Raw genomic sequence first — 632 nt, 5'->3', positions numbered from 1 at the left:
ACACCAGCACCGCGCACCTGCGCGAGCGCACCGAGCAGTTTGTCCGCGCGCACAATCAGGCGGCGCGCCCGTTCAAATGGAGTTTCCGGGGCTATCCGCTGCAAACCGGCGCATCGTAATCGAGGATCGACATGCCAGCTTTACCCGCCAAACATTACGCTGCCGAATTGCAGCGGCAACTGCGCAGCTTGCTCGGCCACGAGCAGATCGTCACGCAAGCCTACGGGCGTCACCTGCTGATCAAACGTCTGGACGACGAGGAGCCGACGGTGGTGGCTCGGCTGACCGAACTCGGCCGCAATCGTTATGGCGCCGCCTTTCGCAGCCAAAGTGGACGTTGGGAACCTCTGCCAGGCGCCGGTACACTCGACGAGATGGCCCAGGTAATCGTCACGCTCCTGCAGCCGTATTTGCAGCCCGATAATTATTAAACCTATTTACGGGATGTTGTACTAGTATTGCGATCGCTCGCAATGTCGGCGTCATGTTCCTGTCAGGTCCCCTCTTTAGAATCAGCCCAATATTTACGCCGCATTCTTAGTGACAGACCGGCACCGCCGACAACAAGGCTGGATGCGCAGGCAGCGTCCTACCGGCATTCCTAGGAGGCTGTCGGACTTGAGCCCGAGCGA

Annotated in this window: 1 protein-coding gene; it reads left to right on the top strand. The window is 59.5% G+C overall.

Translation table 11 applies throughout. The features are described from left to right. The first annotated feature begins 131 nt into the window (after positions 1-131). Positions 132-431 carry a hypothetical protein gene (locus CF70_RS24765; protein ID WP_035870896.1) on the top strand — a complete coding sequence of 100 codons (300 nt, stop codon included), beginning with the start codon at positions 132-134 and terminating at the stop codon, positions 429-431. The last annotated feature ends 201 nt before the right edge of the window (positions 432-632 follow it).

Source organism: Cupriavidus sp. SK-3, assembly GCF_000611145.1.
In the GTDB taxonomy this organism is placed as follows: domain Bacteria; phylum Pseudomonadota; class Gammaproteobacteria; order Burkholderiales; family Burkholderiaceae; genus Cupriavidus.
The sequence above is the reverse complement of the archived record's forward strand: the minus strand, read 5'-3'. Positions and strand labels throughout refer to the sequence as shown.